The organism is Arthrobacter sp. GQ119, from assembly GCF_059759125.1.
The window spans coordinates 174,652-192,879 of sequence record NZ_JCAXEA010000005.1 but is presented as its reverse complement, the minus strand read 5'-3'; the positions used below and the strand labels follow the sequence as shown (position 1 = coordinate 192,879).

Annotated in this window: 15 protein-coding genes, 1 tRNA gene and 1 other RNA gene; 11 read left to right on the top strand and 6 right to left on the bottom strand. The window is 65.8% G+C overall.

All coding sequences use genetic code 11. From position 1 onward, the window contains the following. The first annotated feature begins 625 nt into the window (after nt 1–625). A complete protein-coding gene (locus AC6CH3_RS06905; RefSeq protein WP_498131713.1) occupies nt 626–1,534 on the top strand; it encodes an oxygenase MpaB family protein in 909 nt (302 codons plus the stop codon). Nucleotides 1,535–1,598: 64 nt separating this feature from the next. On the opposite strand, the gene AC6CH3_RS06900 is transcribed toward AC6CH3_RS06905, so the two are convergent. Next, nucleotides 1,599–1,686 (bottom strand) — tRNA-Ser (locus tag AC6CH3_RS06900). 181 nt (nt 1,687–1,867) lie between these two features. Between AC6CH3_RS06900 and AC6CH3_RS06895 the strand changes: the two genes are divergently transcribed. The 5 genes from AC6CH3_RS06895 (at nt 1,868) to AC6CH3_RS06875 (ending at nt 7,997) form a co-directional block, all read left to right on the top strand. Then, complete coding sequence (locus tag AC6CH3_RS06895) at nt 1,868–2,191, top strand: hypothetical protein (protein ID WP_498131712.1); 324 nt, start codon at nt 1,868–1,870, stop codon at nt 2,189–2,191. A gap of 78 nt (nt 2,192–2,269) precedes the next feature. Further along, nucleotides 2,270–2,366, top strand: an RNA gene (gene ffs / locus AC6CH3_RS06890) — signal recognition particle sRNA small type. After that, on the top strand, nt 2,365–5,682 hold the full coding sequence (locus AC6CH3_RS06885) for a DNA polymerase III subunit gamma and tau (protein ID WP_498131711.1): 3,318 nt from the start codon (nt 2,365–2,367) through the stop codon (nt 5,680–5,682). Before ffs ends, AC6CH3_RS06885 begins: the two co-directional genes overlap by 2 nt. A 192-nt stretch (nt 5,683–5,874) precedes the next feature. After that, nucleotides 5,875–6,474, top strand: coding sequence for a recombination mediator RecR (gene recR, locus AC6CH3_RS06880; RefSeq protein WP_400579816.1), 600 nt, complete (start codon nt 5,875–5,877; stop codon nt 6,472–6,474). Between the two features lie 164 nt (nt 6,475–6,638). Beyond that, a complete protein-coding gene (locus AC6CH3_RS06875; protein WP_498131710.1) occupies nt 6,639–7,997 on the top strand; it encodes an aspartate kinase in 1,359 nt (452 codons plus the stop codon). Between the two features lie 72 nt (nt 7,998–8,069). Here AC6CH3_RS06875 and AC6CH3_RS06870 read toward each other — a convergent pair whose 3' ends face one another. Both AC6CH3_RS06870 and AC6CH3_RS06865 read right to left on the bottom strand, forming a co-directional pair. Beyond that, entirely contained in the window at nt 8,070–8,261 is a 192-nt protein-coding gene (locus AC6CH3_RS06870; RefSeq protein WP_498131709.1) for a hypothetical protein, read from the bottom strand. 152 nt (nt 8,262–8,413) lie between these two features. Beyond that, on the bottom strand, nt 8,414–8,608 hold the full coding sequence (locus AC6CH3_RS06865) for a hypothetical protein (protein WP_498131742.1): 195 nt from the start codon (nt 8,606–8,608) through the stop codon (nt 8,414–8,416). A gap of 110 nt (nt 8,609–8,718) precedes the next feature. On the opposite strand from AC6CH3_RS06865, the gene AC6CH3_RS06860 reads away from it, so the two are divergent. Next, nucleotides 8,719–9,231 carry a MarR family winged helix-turn-helix transcriptional regulator gene (locus AC6CH3_RS06860; protein ID WP_498131708.1) on the top strand — a complete coding sequence of 171 codons (513 nt, stop codon included), beginning with the start codon at nt 8,719–8,721 and terminating at the stop codon, nt 9,229–9,231. A gap of 150 nt (nt 9,232–9,381) precedes the next feature. Here the strand turns inward: AC6CH3_RS06860 and AC6CH3_RS06855 are convergent, their stop codons facing one another. Continuing rightward, on the bottom strand, nt 9,382–11,793 hold the full coding sequence (locus AC6CH3_RS06855; RefSeq protein ID WP_498131707.1) for a S8 family peptidase: 2,412 nt from the start codon (nt 11,791–11,793) through the stop codon (nt 9,382–9,384). Between the two features lie 242 nt (nt 11,794–12,035). Here AC6CH3_RS06855 and AC6CH3_RS06850 point away from each other — a divergent pair, with 242 nt between their 5' ends. The 3 genes from AC6CH3_RS06850 to AC6CH3_RS06840 are packed head-to-tail and all read left to right on the top strand — an operon-like array spanning nt 12,036 to nt 13,997. After that, entirely contained in the window at nt 12,036–12,638 is a 603-nt protein-coding gene (locus AC6CH3_RS06850) for an SSI family serine proteinase inhibitor (RefSeq protein ID WP_498131706.1), read from the top strand. Between the two features lie 25 nt (nt 12,639–12,663). Further along, nucleotides 12,664–13,611: a 3-methyladenine DNA glycosylase gene (locus tag AC6CH3_RS06845; protein ID WP_498131741.1), complete on the top strand. Its 948-nt coding sequence runs from the start codon at nt 12,664–12,666 to the stop codon at nt 13,609–13,611. After that, on the top strand, nt 13,608–13,997 hold the full coding sequence (locus tag AC6CH3_RS06840; RefSeq protein WP_498131705.1) for a serine protease inhibitor: 390 nt from the start codon (nt 13,608–13,610) through the stop codon (nt 13,995–13,997). The genes AC6CH3_RS06845 and AC6CH3_RS06840 overlap by 4 nt, the downstream gene beginning before the upstream one ends. A gap of 117 nt (nt 13,998–14,114) precedes the next feature. Here the strand turns inward: AC6CH3_RS06840 and AC6CH3_RS06835 are convergent, their stop codons facing one another. Both AC6CH3_RS06835 and AC6CH3_RS06830 read right to left on the bottom strand, forming a co-directional pair. Continuing rightward, complete coding sequence (locus AC6CH3_RS06835; RefSeq protein ID WP_498131704.1) at nt 14,115–17,195, bottom strand: S8 family serine peptidase; 3,081 nt, start codon at nt 17,193–17,195, stop codon at nt 14,115–14,117. Between the two features lie 356 nt (nt 17,196–17,551). Further along, nucleotides 17,552–17,737: a hypothetical protein gene (locus AC6CH3_RS06830; RefSeq protein ID WP_498131703.1), complete on the bottom strand. Its 186-nt coding sequence runs from the start codon at nt 17,735–17,737 to the stop codon at nt 17,552–17,554. Nucleotides 17,738–17,975: 238 nt separating this feature from the next. Here AC6CH3_RS06830 and purS point away from each other — a divergent pair, with 238 nt between their 5' ends. Next, nucleotides 17,976–18,227, top strand: a complete 252-nt coding sequence (gene purS / locus AC6CH3_RS06825; protein ID WP_400579806.1) for a phosphoribosylformylglycinamidine synthase subunit PurS — start codon at nt 17,976–17,978, stop codon at nt 18,225–18,227. Nucleotide 18,228 lies beyond the last annotated feature (1 nt).

The following is an 18,228-nucleotide window of genomic DNA, read 5'->3' as shown; positions in this document are numbered from 1 at the left end:
CAACGCGGTAGATGCAACACCTGGGGACTGCGACTTGACCCTGCTCGCGGAGGCAACGCCCTTGGACGACGTCTCTACGATCGTCCGGCCAAACGGCACTTTGGCAACCAACTCCGCCACCGGACCATTTACGGTACGGCCCTCGGAAGTGCTGGCCGGGTCAAGCAGCGCAGGTCCCACGACGCCGGAAGGCGGAACCACGCGGACGGAAGCCTCGTCGAGGGCCCCTGCGGGAGTCTGGATGTGGCTGGCCGGCGATTGGAACCCGAACGCGAAGACGGAGAAGCCTACGACAACCGCCGCAGACAGGCTCCGTAAAGCGATCCGTCCAGGGCCGTTCGCCCTGGCTGTGTCTTGGTTTCCCCCATGTGTTGCCACAGAATTCTCCTGATGTAGGACCCGCCAACTCCTTGTCTCGACGAGCATGTCCTCCATTGTGGCCACACGTGAAGCCCCCGGGAAACCCCTAAAACTGGGGGGTGAATCCCTGTGCTTTATAGGTTTAACCCCCCAAACCGGCACCCCGCATGGAGGGCAAGATCCTTCATTGCGGGCACCCAAACCGGCCGGCGGAAGGGCCTGCAGAATTGTGGTCCAGCTCTCACTTAGTGCGCGAGAATGGAGCATGCGCAATTTCCTCAGGGAATGGCAGGCGGAGGTCAGACGGACGCTGACGGGCAGCTCTTCTGCGCCGCCCGATTGGGCAGAGAAGTTCGCCCAGGGAAATGACCCGGGCTTTTATCTGCCCGGTTCCGCCGTCTGGACTGTCCATCGCGGGATGCCCACCATCGTCGCGGGCATCCGCTCGCTTCTGATGCAGACGCTGCACCCCGGGGTTATGGCCGGTGTTTATGAACACTCCCAATTCCATGACGACTCCCTCGGACGCCTTGCCCGGACGACGCGCTGGATTCATGCCGTCACGTACGGCTCCACGGCGGATGCCCGTTTAGTGACAGATTCCGTCCTACGGATCCACGATTCGGTCCGCGGACAATACGTTGACGGGGCCGGAGCCCAGCGGGACTATTCTGCGAACGATCCGGACCTACTCCGATGGGTCCACGTCACGTTTATGGATTCCTTCCTCACGGCGCACAAGAAATGGGGCGGACCCATTCCGGGCGGACCCGACGCCTATGTCCGTGAATGGGCACAGGCAGGGCGGCTGATGGGCGTCAGTTCACCGCCGCTCCGTGAAGCCGAGGTGGCCCGGGAATTGAACGACTGGTTCGCGTCGGGCGCCCTGCGAGCGGACGAACGGGTTGCGGAAACCGTAGCCTTCATTCGGAACCCTCCCCTGCATCCATGGCTGATGCCCGGCTACCGGGTGCTTTTTGCGGGTGCGGTGCTCAGCCTCGAGCCGCGGTACCGCGAAATGTTGGGGCTGCGGAAGGCGCAGCTAGGTCCGCTGCCCCTTCCGGTGGGACTGGCAACAAGGGTGACTCTCGCCGTCGTACGCCTTGCGCTGGGCCGGATGGGACCCAGCGAACGTGCCGCTCGGCAGCGCCTTCGGCGGCTGGGGCTGACGTAGCCGGCGCCGAATACCGGAAGAAAAAGAAAACCCGGTTCCGACAAAATCGGAACCGGGTTTCCGGTGGCGGAGAATGGGGGATTTGAACCCCCGAGGGCGTTAACCCAACACGCGTTCCAGGCGTGCGCCATAGGCCGCTAGGCGAATTCTCCAGCTGCTTCTGAATCAAAAGCAGATACTAGAATACCCGAACTTTCCGGCATCGCCCAATCGAGCGTTGCGGTCTGCAATTTTCCCGCCTCCAGGCGCCCTCCTGCGGTTGCCCTCCAGCAGCCCGCCCTTCCGGGGCTGCGCAGCCGCGACTTGGCTGCGTCCCGGTGGCAGGATGGTGTCATGTCGCAGCTGCACGCCCTGGTCGTCTACGTTCCCGAGTCCCACGCCGAAGCCGTACTGTCCGCCATCGGAGACGCCGGCGCCGGGCGGCTGGGTGACTACTCGCATTGCTCGTTCACGTCGCCCGGCTTAGGCCGTTTCACCCCCTTGAGCGGCTCCCGGCCATTTATCGGAGCCGAAGGCGTTCCCGAGCAGGTGGCCGAACTGCGTGTGGAGTGCGTCGTCGCGGATGAGCTGCTCGACGCCGTCGTGCGTGCACTGCGCACGGCGCATCCCTATGAGGAACCGGCCTTCATGAGCTGGCCGGCGAACGGACACCGGTAGCCGGCCACCGCCAACCGGCCACCGCCAACCGGCCACCGGGCCGATTCGGGGCACACCGAAATTTCAGGTAAAGTATCTGACGGCCCCTCATGTGGCGTCATCCTGTTGAACTCCCCCAGGACCGGAAGGTAGCAAGGGTAGGCGGGCTCTGGCGGGTGCATGGGGGGTCTTTTATGTCAGCCCCGATTGGTAGGGTTTTCCCTGTGACTGTTACTACCGCCCTTTACCGCAGGTACCGTCCCGACTCATTCGCGGACGTTATCGGGCAGGAACATGTCACGGAGCCGCTCATGACGGCCCTGCGTAAGAACCGCGTGAATCACGCCTACCTGTTCTCGGGTCCCCGTGGCTGCGGCAAAACCACATCGGCCCGCATCCTGGCACGCTGCCTCAACTGCGCCAAGGGCCCTACGGACACGCCGTGCGGCGTGTGCCCCAGCTGCGTTGAACTGGCCCGCGGCGGTGCCGGATCCCTCGATGTCATCGAGATCGACGCTGCCAGCCACGGCGGCGTGGACGACGCCCGGGACCTTCGGGAACGGGCCACCTATGCCCCGGTGCGGGACCGCTACAAGATCTTCATCATCGATGAAGCCCACATGGTCACGTCCGCGGGATTCAACGCCCTGCTGAAAATCGTTGAAGAGCCGCCGGAACACATCAAGTTCATCTTTGCCACCACGGAGCCGGACAAGGTCATCGGGACCATCCGCTCCCGCACGCACCACTACCCGTTCCGGCTCGTGCCCCCGGAGCCGCTCCTGGCGTACCTCGAACTTCTCTGCAACCAGGAAAACGTCCCCGTTGCGCCGGGTGTGCTCTCCCTGGTCATCCGCGCCGGGGCCGGTTCCGTCAGGGATTCGCTCTCGGTACTGGACCAGCTCATGGCGGGAGCCGGCCCGAACGGCCTGGACTACGAGCTCGCCGTGGCGCTGCTCGGATACACTCATGCCTCGCTCCTGGACGATGTGGTCGAGGCCATCGCCGCTTCCGACTCAGCGACTGTATTCCGGGCGGTTGACCGCGTCATCCAGACGGGTCACGATCCGCGCCGCTTCGTGGAAGACCTCCTGGAGCGCTTCCGTGACCTCATCATCGTCCAGGCCATGCCCGAGAGTGCCCAGTCCATTCTTCGCGGCATGCCCGCCGACCAGATCGCCAGGATGCAGAGCCAGTCGCACAACCTGGGCGCCGCGGAACTGTCCCGCGCGGCGGACGTCACCAACACCGCGCTCACCGAGATGACGGGAGCAACGTCGCCCCGGCTGCATCTCGAACTGTTGTGCGCACGCATCCTGCTGCCAAGCTCGGAACAAACCGAACGCGGAATTGCCGCACGTATTGACCGTGTGGAGCGGAGACTGAATTACGCGGGGAACGAACCCGGCGCCTCTACAGCCACCCCTGTTTCCGCAGCCCCTGCTCCCCTTGCGCCTGCTCGCCCTGCGGCCGCTGCGGCACCCGCTGCCGCGGCTTCTGCCGTTGATTCTGTTCCGCAGCCGGCGCCTTCCCCGGCAGGGACAACTCACGGAGCTCCCCCACCTGCCGCAGGGATGCCCGGCACAGGGCCATCGGTCCCCGCGCCCACCCAGTTGCCGGCGCAGCGGGAGCCCATCTCCGCGCCCCGGATCAGCACCAGCGACTGGCCAGTTGACGAACCGCAGTCCGGCCTCCGAAAGCCCTCCCCCGAGGCGGTTCGCACTGGTGGCCCCGAGTCCACGCCTCCCGTACAGCCGGCGCCAGTACGGCCTGCGCCAGTGCAGCCGACGCCAACCGAGGACGCCCGGCCAGCTCCAGCCGCGGCGGCCGCCGGCACGCCGCGTCCCGCGCCGCCGGCGTCCCCTGGCGGCGCCGACGTCGAAGTGCTCCGCCGTGCCTGGCCGGAGATCCTGCAGACCCTCACCAAGATCAAGCGCAGTACGTGGGCCTTGGTCGAGCCGAACGCCCAGGTCGGCCAGTTCGACGGCCAGGTCCTGACGCTGGTCTTCACGACGCCCGGACTAGCCGGTGCGTTCGGGCGGGCCGACCATTCGGAGAACCTGCGGCAGGCCATCCACAAGACCATAGGCATCGACTGCCAGATCACCGCCACAGCAGGCGGATCCAACAGCGCAGCGAGCTCTGAGCCAAACCCAAAAGGTCCTATTAGCCGGGACATACCGGCTACCACGACGGACGCGGACTGGGGCCTGGTCCCTGCCCGGCCCGATACCGGACAGGCTCCGGTTCACCGGCAAGAGCAGGCCCCTGCGCCTCAGCCGGCCGCGCCTCAGTCGGCTGCTCTTCAGGCGGCCTCTCCGCAGGTGCCTCTTTCCCCGGCCGCCCCTGGCCAGGCTGCCACTCCCGCAACCGGGTCAGGCCGGCCAGGGCAGCCGTCAGTCATGACGCCCGGCCACGACGGCAACGCGGACATCCAGCCCTCCACGCCCTCGGTGGGCGCTCCCCTCGGGCCGTCTGGTCCCGAGCGGTCCGGGCAGCCCACAGCTCCCATGAAGTCCGCAGATCCCGTGCCGCCGGCCGATGCGGGACAGACCCATTCGTACTCCTATCCCGATGACGACTGGGGCCCGCCGCTCGACGAAGATGCGCCGCCGCTGGACGAAGAACCGCCAGCGAACTGGGAGCCCCCGGCCCCGCGTGAGCCACGCAGCGAGCCTTCACCAGCGGCCGCTTCCCGCCCGGCTGCCCAGGCCACCGCGCCTGTCCAGGCGGCGGCCCCTGCCCAGGCTACGGCCCCTGTCAGCGGGCCAGCCCGTCAGGTCGGGGACACGTCAAGCGACCCGTGGGCGCGCGCCGTCGAACAGGCACCTGGCGTGTGGGCCCTGGGCTCGGAAACCAACGTGGGCAAATACCTGAGCCAGCCCGGCGACGAAGCCGGGCAGGAAACCCCGGCGCCTGCCGCGCCCCGGTACGAGCCAGCGGCTGCCCAGGTTCCGCCCTCCGCGCAACCGCGGGTTCCGGACCCCGCAGGTACTACCCGCCCGTCCCAGGTACAGGCAGGAGAGCACACCCACCGCCCCGCACCCGGGCAACCAGCAGCGCCCGAGGCGGACACCGCCGAATTCGCTCCCGCCTATGCCATGGCCTCTGCGCCGGCGGCGGGATCAGGCGCCGGGTTCGCAGTTGGCGCCGTGCCCTCTGCGCAGCCTCAGCTGGCCCCGACCAGGGTGACAGCACTGGGCTCTGCACCGGCGGGGGCGCCTGCCGCCACACAGGGCACGGCAGCTGTGGCAGCTCCGTCACCCTCCGGCAACGGCAAGCTGAGCCTGTACCAGCGATTGTCGAACAGCCCGGAGGCTGAAGCGGGGCGGGCAAAGGCCCCCGCCCGCCAGGCAGAGCCCACGGCCTCCTACACGCAGGACATCCCCAGCGCGGATGACGAAACCATCGAGGAATCAGGCGTGTTTGGCCGGGCTGCGGTTGAGCGTATTCTGGGCGGAAAGCTGATCGAGGAACGCTCGCTGGATGGAAGTCCGCTGCTGCCCCGCTAGCAAGCCGAACGGGTTCCGCCATGAGGCAGCGGCCGGGCGCCTGCAAGGGAACCGGAAGCCCAACCGTCGGCAGGTACGGCAACCGGGCCGTACGTCGGCAGGTACGGCAGCCGGGCCGTACGTCATCGAACCAGCCAGCGACGACGTTGGCCAGCACGGCCGGAATCATCCAACCAGGTAATCGAGGACATTGTGTACGAGGGTGCAGTTCAGGAACTGATCGACGAACTCGGACGCCTGCCCGGCGTCGGGCCGAAGTCGGCTCAGCGGCTGGCCTTCCACATCCTGGAGGCCGACCCCGAGGACATGAAGCGCCTTGTGCAGGCCATCACCACTGTCAAGGAACGCGTGAAGTTCTGTACGGTCTGTGGCAACGTGACGGAACAGGAGCTCTGCAATATCTGCCGGGACTCCCGCCGGGACCCGACCGTTATCTGCGTGGTGGAGGAGTCCAAAGACGTCCTCGCCGTGGAACGGACGCGCTCTTTCCGCGGCAGGTACCACGTGCTCGGCGGGGCCATAAATCCGATCGCCGGCGTCGGCCCCGAACAGCTGCGGATCCGTGAGCTCCTGACCCGTCTCAACGACGGCGCCATCCAGGAAATCATCATCGCCACCGACCCCAATCTTGAGGGCGAGGCGACGGCGACCTATCTGGCCCGGATGCTCAAGTCCATCGGCATCACGGTGACCCGGCTGGCCTCCGGGCTCCCCGTCGGCGGCGACCTGGAGTATGCCGATGAGGTCACGCTCGGCCGCGCTTTCGAGGGCCGGCGCAACGCTCTCAGCTGATCAGCCGCGCCGGCCGGCCATGCCGGAGCATCTGCGGGACCGGAATCGGTCACAATTCAACGCCCGGCGGAGGGCGGCGATAAACTGTCAACATCAGTTACGCCGTCGAGCCGCAAGGCCGCCTGGCCTCCAGAACTCCGATTTGATCCAGTGAGGGTGCACGCATGAGTATGCCCAGTACCGATGTGAAGACCGAACCGCAGCCGCAGGAGCTGACCGTCAACCCGGCATCGACCGCCCAGCTCATTGTGCAAAAATTCGGCGGGTCATCGGTAGCCGACGCTGACGGCATTAAGCGGGTTGCCCGGCGCGTCGTCGACGCGCAGAAGGCCGGCAACGAGGTTGTTGTTGTGGTTTCGGCCATGGGTGACACCACCGACGAACTGCTGGACCTCGCCGCGCAGGTGACCGATTCCGCTCCGGCGCGCGAAATGGACATGCTCCTTTCCGCCGGTGAGCGTATTTCCATGGCACTGCTGGCCATGGCCATCAACAAGTTCGGCGCCTCCGCCCAGTCCTTCACGGGCTCCCAGGCCGGCATGATCACTGACGGCATCCACGGCAAGGCACGGATCATTGACGTGGATCCGCACCGCATCCGGACCGCCCTCGATAAGGGGCACATTGCCATCGTTGCCGGCTTCCAGGGCATGAGCCGCAGCACCAACGAGATCACCACCCTGGGCCGGGGCGGCTCAGACACCACGGCCGTTGCCCTTGCCGCAGCCCTGGGCGCAGACGTCTGCGAGATCTACACGGACGTGGACGGCATCTACACCGCCGATCCGCGTGTGGTGCCGTCGGCCCAGAAGATCGACCGCATTTCCAGCGAAGAGATGCTGGAACTGGCCGCGTCCGGGGCCAAGATCCTTCACCTGCGGTGCGTCGAATACGCCCGCAGGTTCGGTGTGCCCCTGCACGTCCGTTCTTCATTCAGCCAGCACGAAGGCACGTGGGTCATGCCCGGTGCCGACGACAAGATCAAGACTCAAGAGGGAGTTGCCTTGGAGCAGCCAATCATCTCCGGTGTTGCACACGACCGTTCCGAAGCCAAGGTCACCGTGGTGGGTGTTCCGGACATCCCCGGAAAGGCCGCCGCCATCTTCCAGGTGATCGCCGACGCGCACTCGAACATCGACATGATCGTGCAGAACGTCTCGACCCACGGAACCGGCCGGACGGACATCTCATTCACGCTCCCGATCGTCGATGGTGCGGATGCCCTTGCAGCCCTCCGTGCCGCCGAGGCAGAGATCGGGTTCGAGAGCATTGAGTACAACGAGCAGATCGGCAAGCTCTCCCTGATCGGCGCGGGCATGCGCTCCCACCCGGGTGTTTCGGCCACGTTCTTCAAGGCGCTGTCCGACGCCGGCATCAACATCAACATGATCTCCACGTCCGAGATCCGCATCTCGGTGGTGACCCACGCCGACCTCCTGGACGAGGCAGTGCGCGTCATCCACAGGGCCTTCGACCTCGACAGCGAAGCAGAGGCCACCGTTTACGGCGGCACGGGCCGCTAAGCAAACGGGCCCAGCACAAGGAAGCGGCCGCCCGCCTGGCAAATCCAGGCTGGCGGCCGCTTTCATGTCTGCCTATTCGAGGTACTTCAGGTCACTCTTGCGAATTGCGTAGTGGTGTCCCTCGGAATCGGTCTCGACTTCGAACTGTGCCAGGTCTTCTTCCGAGGCGTGCTCGAAGTCGTCATGCCGGTGAACCACGGGCGCCGCGGCGTCGCCTACGGAGGCAGGGCCGAATACGAACCGAAGCCTGTCGGTCAGGTTCATGAAACCAGTGAGTACATGTGCCACAAGTACCACCCCCTTCCCTGATCGAAGGTAGCGAGCATCTGCTCTTCGTAACTGCCAGTGCCCTTATTTTACGCCGGGGCAGCGGAAAAGGCCCCGCCCCATGGCCCGGTAACCGCGGGGCAACGGGCCTAGCGGAGCGACTTGTCGTCAGGGTTGCGGGGCACCACATACGTGCTCCCGTCAGGGCGGCGGACCGTTTCCCACTGCTCGGTTTCCGCCTCGCGCTGGGCGAGCAACCGGCGATTTTCCTCGGTCATTTCGTGACTCAGGGAGCTCCGGTTCGCGGGGCCGAAAATCGCCCTCAGCTTGCCGGTTGCGCGCATGAACCTTTGTGCTGCGTTCTCTTGTGCCACGGTATCCACTTCTCCTAACCACTGCTGCCAGAAACAACGATACACTAATAATTAGTGCACTAACTATTGAAGGGACATCTATGAGCGCCTCCCGGAGCGAAGGAACGCCCCACACTGCCCCAGCCGGGACGGGACGGCGGACCTCGGTTATCGAGGCCGATGACGACCTGCTGCTGGAACGGCAACTATGCTTCGCACTGACCGTCGCCTCCCGCAGCGTGGTTGGCGCCTACAAGCCGGTACTCGAGCGTTTGGGCCTGACACACCCCCAGTACCTGGTGATGCTGTGCCTCTGGGAATCCAGCCCGCGCACTGTGCGCGACATCAGCGAGGCCCTCGCCCAGGAGCCCGCCACGATCTCCCCGCTCCTCCGCAGGCTGGAATCCGCCGGGCTGATTACAAGGCGCCGCGTCGAAGGCAACGAACGCGCCCTTGCTGTCGCCCTGACGCCGGCCGGAGCAGCACTGCGGCAACAGGCGACCTCCGTGCCGGGCACCATGATGGCCAAGCTCGGGCTGACCCGGGAGCAAGTGGAGTCGCTGCACCGAACCATGATGGATCTCATCGCCGCCACCGCTGGCCCGCGGGCTTAGGTCCCGGCCCGCGCCGGGCAGGAACAAGCCACAGCCGGTACCGGAACCGCGCAGCCAGCCAGAACGACGCCGGCACTCACCACTCGTGGTGAGTGCCGGCGTCGTTCTGGCTGGCATGCCTTCCCGCCGGACCTGCCGGAGTTGCCGCCGCTACGGGGCGGCCACGGGCCGCACCGCCACCGGCGAGCGCACGGTGTTGTCCGACGATGCCCACGTCAGCGAGCCTGTGGCGTAAGTGTCCAGTGGGGCTCCGGCCGTGGTGAATGTGACCGTGAATGTGGCACTCTCGCCCTCGCGGAGGGTCAGTACCGCCGGGCTGACTGTCGCCTGCACGCCCGGAACCTCAACGGTGGCGCGGTAGGTTCCAGCCTTGACCGCGGTAACAGTCCGGATGACGGTCTGGCTGCCGGCGAGGGAACCAAGCGCCACGGAGGGCACGTTGACATCCTTGGCGGCCACCGGCACCACGCCCAGGTCAATGCCGAGGCCCTGGAGGAATCCGAACCAGTCAGCCAGCCCGGCGTCGTACACCAGGCCGGGCGACGCGAACCGTGAGGGATCCACATGCCCTGAGCCCTGGGCAAAGACGTCGTGAACCTTCGCTCCGTCCGCTCCGACGAGGTCATACGCCGTGGTCATGATGGCCGACTTCACGGCCGCAGGGGACCATTGCGGGTTCTTGCCCAGCAGGAGCGCTGCCGATCCTGCAATGTGCGGCGCGGCCATGGACGTTCCCGAGAGGAAGCCGAAGGTCTCGCCCTTAAAGCCGATCGGCGAGACGGCTGCCAGGACAGCCACACCGGGGGCCGTGACATCGGGCTTCAGGAGATCGCCGTTGGATGCCAGCGTCGGGCCGCGGGACGAGAATTCGGCGATCTGCGGGACCGGGGGAAGTGGCTCCCCCGTGGTGTCGGTTGCTTTGAGACTGGCGGTCAGGCCCGGACTCGCCGCCACCACGTCCTTGACCTTCGGATCGCCCACGTGGACGGTCGGAACACTGTGCAGGTCGGCATCCAGTGAGCCTGGAAGCAGGTTGACCAGCACCATGCCCACTCCGCCGGCACGCTCCACTTCAACGCTCTTGTCGACCCGGGGAATAATGCCGCGGTCACACACCACGATTTTTCCCGCAGTCTTGGCCGGATCGAGCGTGTTCGGAACGCACAGCGCCGCGTCCGTATCAGCGGCGGCGGCTGCCTTGACGGCGACTGCGAGGACGATCGGCTTCGCGGTGACCTCCGTGCTCATCACGCTCGCTCCGGCGAACTTCGCTCCGTCCGAGAGTTCAACGGTTCCACGGAGTGAGCTGTCGAACGTCGAAGCGGCAACGCTGGTCAGCCAAGGCCCGGCATGGTTGACCGTGCTGGGACCGGGGCCGGAATTGCCGCCCGACGCTGCCACGAAAACCCCAGCGGCGGCGGCGTTGAGGAAGGCGAGCGAAACCGTGTCAATGGTCGTGGTGTTGTTGCCCGAGATCGAGAAATTGATTACGTCCACTCCATCGAGGATGGCGTCCTGGATGGCCCTGATGATGTCCGATTCCAGGCACCCGGTCGTTGCGGGTGTAGCGCCCTCCCAGCAGACTTTGTACACCGCAATCTTCGCCGCCGGGGCGACGCCCGAACTCGTGCCGAAATCGCGTCCGCCTGCCGTCTGGGTCACGTCGCTGTTTCCGGCTGCCGTACTGGCCGTGTGCGAGCCGTGTCCGTTGACATCCAAGGGGGAGAAAAGCTCCTGCGGGGATCTCTGCTCGGGCGGAACAACAGCCTTGTAGGCCTGGTCGTAGAAGCGGGCACCAATGACCTTGCTGTTGCACTCCGTCCCCTCGAACCCGTCCCCGGCAACGCAATCGCCAATAAAGGTGTCGCCGTTGGCCTTGCGCATGGCGATGACGTTGCCCTGCAGGTGGAAGGGCCGGCCTATCTTTGGGCTCCCCGAGAGCGGCGGGACGGTGTCGCCCGCGAAGAACGGATTGTCCGGCGAATAGCCGGTGTCCAGGACGCCCACGACGACGCCCTTGCCGGCGTCATCCCTGCCGTCGAATTGCTGCTTCCAGACACCGTCCGGGCCGGGAAGACCGAGGAAATCGGTGCTGGAGTAGTCCGGCTTGCGCATCGTATCGGGAACGACGGCCAACACGCTTCTGTCACCGGCCAGCTGCTTGGCCTGTTCCGCGGACAGGGCGGCGCTGAAGCCGTTGACGGCCAGGGTGAAACTCTGGTCTATCTGCACGCCCTTGGCCGCGGCCGTTTGCCGCTGCTTGTACCTGAGGTGCGCGTCGTATTTGCGGGAGTTGGACCCGGAGGAGTCCAGCTTCTTGCCCTTCGGAACGGCCGTGCCCGGAATGCCCGCCACGCCGCCCGAGTATGTGGCCAGCGGCTTGTCCTTGAGCATCACGATGTATCGGCCGTCGTCGAAAGCCGACCGGCCGCCGGACGGCCCGGGTGCGGCAGACGTGGGTGCGGCGAGCCCCTGGCCGAGGACCAGGGCAAGGCCGACGGCGAGCACAGCAGGCAGCCGCCTGCTGAGTTTGGGGCGGGAGGATTCTTGCTGGGTGGTCATGGGGACATGCCTTCCTTGGTTCTTGGACCTGCAGACCTTCGGTCCCACGAACTGGACGCTCCGCCCCCCATAGGCGTCATCACTGTTTGGTTGTAGCCGCACCCGTCAATGTCAGAAAGATACCGCGGACGCCGCTAAGAATCGATACCCTTCCGTTAGCGATTGCCGGACACCGTTACCGGGCCGTTCCGGACCGCCGGGTGGGCCGACGGTAGAATGGGAAAAACTTGAGGAGATCCGGCATGCGCAAGCAATTCATTTCTGTGCTGCTCGCCCTCGGAGTGCTGGGCGGCCTGGCTGCCTGTAATCCGGATACCGGAACGGGGCAGCCCACTCCCGGAGCCACGAGCGCATCACCCGGCACGTCTGAACCGGGCACTCCTGCGCCGGGTACATCCGCGCCCGGGACCACAGCACCCGGTACCACACCTCCGGACGCCGAGACGACCGTGCCTGCCCCTGCTCCGTCCGCCCCCGCCCCGCTGCCTTCGGGGCCCGGAACCGGAGATGCCGAGCTCTCCATCGCCGTTAAGCCCTCCCAGGACGGAACCGCCGTCAATTACACGCTCGTCTGCAAGGCGGGCGCCCCGGTGGCCGAAAGCCAGCATCCGGGTGCCGCCGCGGCCTGTGCCGCCTTGAAGGAGAATCCTGCCGTCCTGAACCAGCCCGCGCCCCGCAAGGGCGTCTCGTGCACCCAGCAGTACGGCGGCCCCCAAGTGGCCACGGTGACGGGAGTCGTTGACGGCACCCCTGTGGAGAGTACTTTCATGTTGCGCAACGGCTGCGAAATTGGCGCATGGAACGCTGCCAAGGACATTCTGGGGTCTGCCGGTGGGGCAGTTTAGGTCCGTGCCCGGCGTAATGCTCGAGATGCAGGATCAACCGCTCGTTCTCCCGGCTGCCGATTGGCGGGACCGCGAAGCCGCCCATGCCGAACGGGTACGCCGTTACGCCGATCCCTACCTTGAACGGCGCTCCGCCGGCCGAAAGCACCCGGTGGAGGACTTCCTCTTCACCTATTACACGCAAAAGCCCGGCCAATTGCTGCGCTGGCATCCCGGTGACGGCGTCATTCTCGCCGGAGCGGAAGCAGGCCCGCGCCGCACGTGGAAGTTCTACCGCGCACTCGACGCCGGCGAACTCAGCTTGCGTGGCCTGCCGCCCGGCAGCACCGCGGTCACCCTTGACCGCCCGGCGTTTCTGGCCGCCCGACGCGACGCCCTCGTTTTTGCCCGGATCATCCTGGCCGGCACCGCCGCGCGTGCGGCGCAGTTCGGCTGCTTCGGCCTGCACGAATGGGCCATGGTGTACCGGCAGGAGAAGTTCGAGCTGCGGCACGAATACCTGAAGCTGCGGCTGGGCGGCGCCGGCACTGACAAAGTGGTTGAAGAGAACCGGATCCGCTGTTCGCATTTTGACGCGTACCGTTTCTACACACCGGATGCGCTTCCGCTGAATGAACTCACGCCCAGCAGGGAGAACCAACGGACCATGGAACAGCCGGGCTGCCTCCACGCCAACATGGATCTGTACAAGTGGGCCTACAAGCTTTCGCCGGCGCTGCCAAGCGAACTGGTGATGGAGTGCTTTGAGCTTTCATGGCGGGTGCGGGCCATGGACATGCAGGCCTCTCCGTATGATCTCGCCGACTGGGGCTATCCTCCGATCAGGATTGAGACGGCAGAAGGCAAGGCCACCTACGTTGAGCAGCAGCGTGTCTTCTCCGCAGAGGCGCAGATGCTGCGCGGCAGATTGCTGGCGGCGCTCGCTCCTCTCTTCGAGGACCTCGGCGGGGACGCTTCCGGAGGCCAGCAATGACCGGCGCCGGCGCCAATGCACCCGCCCCGGATTCAGACCTGGACCTGGACCTGACCGTCACCCTGACCGAGGCGCCCGGAGGTCCTGAGCGGACTTTCACCCTGGCCCGACGGCCGGGACATCCGCCGGAGTCGAACCTGCCGGACCCTGCGGGGGCGGTTGCCGCCGTCGAACGGTTCGGGGAAGGGATCTTCTTTCCCGTTCCGGGACCTCCAATGCTCTGCACGCAGCAGTACGGTGGCCCGCAGGTGGCCGTGGTCACCGGAACGTTCGGTGAGCGGCAGGTGCATTGCAGGTTCTCCCTGACAGACGGCTGCGAAATTGCGCGCTGGCACGCACTCGCTCCGCTGCTGGGTGGGGTTTCCGGGTCCACCGGCGCAGTCTAAGAGAGCATGGGCGGGTTAAAACAGCAGTGTCCCACTTAAAAGCAGCAGTGGCCGGCGGCGCGCACCGCCGGCCACTGCTGCCGGGGAGTCCCCAGGGAACCCGGTTCCGGGACCTTCCTAGATGGAGTTATCCGGAATCCGTGTCAGGTCCTCGTTATGGACCTTTCCCCGTTCTTTCTTTTTCTTCGGATCTTCCGAAGCCGGTGGGACGCCCGCGACGGCGCCCGGTGTCACCACGACGCTGACGAAGGTCGGTGCGCTGGCCCCGTCGAACGTGATCCGGCCGATGTACGAGCCGGGGGCCAGGTTCTTCCACGACAGCGCCAGGCTGCCGGATCTGCCGTTGTGGAGGCGCACGGGGTCAGGGGTGACCGTTGCGTTTCCAACGTTTGCTCCCAGCACCGCGGCATCCACAGAGGCCTTGGTGGCTTGGCCGCCGGGGCTGTCGTACAGATTCACGTGGATCCGGTAGGTCCCCGGTGCGGGGTTGGGGATGGACACCGTTTCACTGGCCGATGCAGTGGCTGCGACAATCGCCTGGTTGCCGGGCGTGATGACCACCATGTCGAAGTCGGCCTTTTCATCGGCCGAGAAGACGGACAGCTTGGCCAGCGGGGCACCGGCCGGAACCTCCACGGTCTTCACGAAGTTCGAGGCGTCAGTCGTGTACCTGAACGGTCCGGGAACCAGCTCGATGGCGGAAGAATCAGCTTTGGACAGCCCGTCGAGCGTCACGTTGGTAGGCGAATTGGTACCTGAGACGATGCTGATGGCTCCGGAGCCATTGCCTCCCGTGGAACTGAAGGCCACGTTCTTGGGAGCCACCACCGACTGCGGGCGCACCGCGATCGGCGAAACCACACTCCTGTCCGAGCCCTCCCAGGTGAGCGACCCCATGGCGAACTGCCCCAGCGCGGCGCTCTGGTTCTCAAAGGAAACCTTGAACGTGCGCTTTTCGCCGGGGGCGTTGAAGGACAGGATGGACGGGGTCACCGCAACCTTCACACCGGGGACGCGTGCTTTGGCCCGGTACACACCCGGGGTCAGCGCGGTCACCGTCCGGGTGACCTCGATCCTGCCTGCCAGGTTTCCGAGGGAGAAGGACGGGACATTCATGTCACGGGACTTGGTGCTGCCAAGGTCCGGAATGCCCAGGTCAACCCCGGTCCCCTGGATGAATCTCAGGTAGTCATCGCCGTCGGCATCGTAGACCAGGCCCGGGTTCAGCATCCGGGCCGGGTCGACCTGGCCGGCACCGGTGGCATGGACATCGGTGTTCTTCGAACCGTCGGCCAGTTTGACGTCGCCTGCCGTGGTCATCATGGCCGATTTCACGGCAGCCGGGGACCAATGGGCGTTCTTGCCCAGGACGAGGGCGCCGAATCCGGCAACATGGGGCGCCGCCATGGACGTCCCGGACATGAACCCGAAGGTGTCCCCGCCGGCACCGATGGGCGAGACGCCGGCCAGGACAGCTACGCCCGGGGCGGCGACGTCGGGCTTGAGGAGATCCGAGTCCGTGGCGATGAGCGGTCCGCGGGAGGAGAAACCGGCGATCTGCGGCTGCGCCTCGGCCGGCTGTCCGGTGGTGTCCTTGTTCACGAGCGAAACTGTAATGGCCGGGTTCGCCGTCACTTTGGCCTTGATCTCCTCCGTGGCAGGAGGGTTTACGTGCACGGTGGGCACAGAGTGCCTGTCCGCGTCGAGGGACGAACTGGTCACGTTGACCAGGATCATTCCGACCCCGCCGGCGCGGGCCACCTCGGCACTCTTGGCCACGCGGTCATAGGTGCCGCGGTCACAAACCACCACCCTGCCGGAAATCTTCGCCGGATCCAGCGAACCCGGACCGCACAGCCGCGGGGTGGGATCCTGTCCGGACCCTGCATTCGCGGCGAGGACCACCCCGGCGCCGGTAACCTCGCGGTTCATGATGCTGGCGCCGCGGAATTTGCTGCCGTCGGAGAATTCAGCCGTGCCCTGCAGTTCCTGCGAAAAACTGCTGGCCGCAACCGTCGTGACCCAGGGTTCACCGTGGTTGACGGTGCTGGCTGCGGGCCCGGAGTTGCCGGCAGACGCCGCAACGAAGATGCCTGCCGAGGCTGCCGACAGGAACGCCAGGGACACCGGGTCCGTCGTGGTGGATGTGGTGCCCGAGATGGAGTAGTTCAGCACGTCAACGCCGTCCAGCACCGCCTGGTTGATGGCGTCGATGGAAGCGGAGGTGTAGCAGCCTCCCGTGGCGGGGTCGTTGTCTTCCCAGCAGATTTTGTAGATGGAAAGCTTGGCGGCCGGGGCAACGCCGCTGGTCACTCCGAAGCTGCGGCCATCCACGAATGTCTCGACGTTGGGGTTGCCGGCGGCGGTGCTCGCTGTATGTGTGCCGTGGCTGCCGACATCCACCGGGGAAATCAGCTCTTCCGGTGCACGGTCCTTCTTGGCCACGGTGTCCTCGAAGGCTTCGGAAAAGTAGCGGGCGCTCAGGACCTTGGAATTGCAGGCTTTGCCATTAAATCCTTCGCCCTTCTGGCACTCGCCTTCAAAGGTGCTGCCGTCCGATTTCAGCATGGCAATCCTGCCGCCCGCGGTGCGGTAGGGGACGCCGACCTGCGGCTCCCCCTTGAGCGGCTTCACCTCCCCTCCGGCGAAGAAGGCGCTGGACGGGGTGTAGCCGGAATCAATGACCCCGACCACAACGCCTTTGCCCGCGTTGTCCTGGCCGCCGAACTGTGTATTCCACGTGCCGCCGGGGCCGCTGAGCTTGAGGAAGTCGGTGGTGGAGTAATCCGGTGCCCGCTGGGTATCAGGTGCGACCGTGAGGACGCCCGGGTCCTTGGCAAGGTTCACTGCCTGGTCAGCCGTCAGTGTGGCGCTGAAACCGTTGAGGGCGGCGGTGTACCTGCGCCCGATCTGCACGTTTTCCTGTTGCGCCAGCGCTGTCTGTTTGGCCTCCAGGTGAGACTGGTACCTCTGCACTTCGGCCCGGCGGGCGTCAAGCTTCCGCCCTGCCCGCGGTTTGGTGGCCGCATATCCTGCGGTGCCGCCGTCGTATGTTGCTGCGGGCTTGTCAGTGAGGACCACGATGTAGCGGCCCGCCTGAAGGTCCTTCGGATCAATGGTCTTGTGCTCCCCCGCTTGCGTCATGCCCTGGGTGGGGGCGGCGACGGCCGGCAATGTGGCGAGGGATGAAAGGAGCATAGGCAGAGCGACACACAGTGCCGCTGCTTTCCGCACCCCCCGGCTTCGGAAGAAGCTCTTTCCTGCGGAATTCACGAGTGATTTGAACCTTTCATAAGGAACGGTCCCGGCTGCGCCGCCGGGCTCATGCGGCCAAGCGCGCGAGATTGACAGGTCCTGTCGATTCCCCCAAGGTCAGCCGATCCCCACAGTACCCACTGTCACGCGCTTATGACATATGCCACAAACCACTTTTTAAAGTTTGTCACTCAGCTCAACAGCGCGCCCTTAAATGACGGAGGCGGGCACCCCGGAAGGGGTGCCCGCCGAGCCGTGGACGGAACCGGCGCCATCCGAAGACGGCTGCCCGGAGGTCGCTACTGGCGCGGAGTGCGGACCACCTCGCTGATCCACTGGCGCGTCTTCTCGTCCACAGGACCCGCCGTGCGGCTGTTCCTGGCGGCGCGGTCCGCCTTGATCTTTTGCAGAACCATCCTCCCCAGCCCTGCGAACACGGCGGCAACGACCACTGGCAACACTACGGATTTCGGTTTCTCAGCCATGCCGCAATCCTACTGACGGGGCCGACGGCGGGCCAGAGCCGCCGTCGGCCTTAACAGGAGGCCAGCGTCACTGGGCCCGAATACGGCTTGCGCCGCTGCGGCCGGTAGAATGGGCAGGCAAGCTCGCGGAGCGCCCGTCCATGTTGTGCCATTTGTGCCAGAAGGCCGCAGACGAACGGCGTGAGACGGCACCACTCCGCTGCGCCCTTACCCAATGCTCACGCACAGGAGTTACCGGATGCCCCGGATCGTTGTCGACGTCATGCCCAAGCCCGAGATTCTGGACCCGCAGGGGAAGGCCATCGTGGGTGCACTCCCCCGCCTAGGCTTCACCAGCTTTAGCTCTGTCCGCCAGGGCAAGCGCTTCGAACTGACCGTCGACGGCGAGGTGACCGAAGCAATCCTGGCCCAGGCCCGGGAAGCTGCCGAGACCCTGCTGTCCAACCCGGTGATCGAGGACGTCGTCAACGTCGAGGTCGTCGAGGCCTGAG